Source organism: Pseudaeromonas pectinilytica (assembly GCF_054780855.1).
The window spans coordinates 1-1,219 of the sequence record NZ_BAAGVN010000212.1; the positions used below are offsets into that span (position 1 = coordinate 1).

The 1,219-nt window shown below is 51.1% G+C and carries 1 protein-coding gene; it reads left to right on the forward strand.

Annotated features, from left to right (window positions below; genetic code table 11):
* Positions 1-58 precede the first annotated feature (58 nt).
* A complete protein-coding gene (locus ACYVG7_RS10305) occupies positions 59-1,195 on the forward strand; it encodes an ISAs1 family transposase (RefSeq protein WP_460883031.1) in 1,137 nt (378 codons plus the stop codon).
* Positions 1,196-1,219 lie beyond the last annotated feature (24 nt).

Sequence of the window (1,219 nt, forward strand, 5' to 3'; positions counted from 1 at the left end):
AGATGATTTGACCGACCGATCTGGGTGTGATCTTATACTCTCTTTTACGGGAGTTTCTATGAACCACCATGCTGCATTTACTCAATTCTTCTCTGAACTTGAAGACCCTCGTCAGACAACCAAAATCGAATATCCCTTCTTTGATGTGGTTTTTTTGACTGTCTGTGCCGCCATCGGTGGTGCCCAAGGTTGGGAAGATATCGAGCTGTTCGGCGAGGCGCATCTGGAATGGCTTCAGCGTAATGGATTGTTTTCTAACGGATTACCTGTTCACGACACCATAGCCAGGATCATCTCCCGTATTCAGCCGGAGCAATTCCAAAACGCCTTTGTCCTCTGGATGCAGGCAACATCTGAGCGTACCGATGGGGAGCTGATCGCCATCGATGGCAAGACCTTACGCAGCTCTTATGACCGCAACAGTCGTCAGTCCACCATTCATATGGTCAGCGCCTTTGCCGCTCAGAATCGTCTGGTGCTCGGCCAAGTCAAAACGGATGCCAAGTCCAACGAAATCACCGCCATTCCGGAATTACTGGCACTCCTCGATATAAAAGGCTGCTTGGTATCCATAGATGCCATGGGCTGCCAGACCGAGATAGCCTCAGCCATCGTCAAAGGCGGTGGCAACTACCTGCTGGCAGTAAAAGGCAATCAACCCACGTTGCATAATGCCGTGCGAGCGGCTCTGGCCGAATCGACGCAGAGGCCGCTGAGTGAAGAAACGCTCAGTATCGAGGAAATGCACGGTCGCATCGATGGCCGCGAGTACCATGTGTTACCAGCCGGAGCACTATCAGAGCAATTTCCAGAGTGGAAAGCACTGAATACTGTTGGTGTCGCAATATCCTATCGAATTGAAAATATGGAAAAATTTTCGATGGAGTATCGCTACTACATCAGCTCGGCAGAACTGACACCAGAGCAGTTTGCTTCAGCGGTACGAGGGCACTGGGCAATTGAAAATAGCCTGCACTGGGTTCTGGATGTCGTGATGAATGAGGATGCTTGCCAGATATATCGAGGTGATGCCCCTCAGATATTGGCCTGCGCACGGCACATGGCGCAGAACATGCTGCGAGCCGAGACCAGTCGTAAAGCAAGCTTGCGGAAGAAGCAGCAATTTGCGGGCATGAGCAGCCCATATCTGGAAAAGGTACTGGATGCAGGGCTTGCTCAACTGGCCTCAATTTAACAATTCATTCACGCTCTCGCCCTG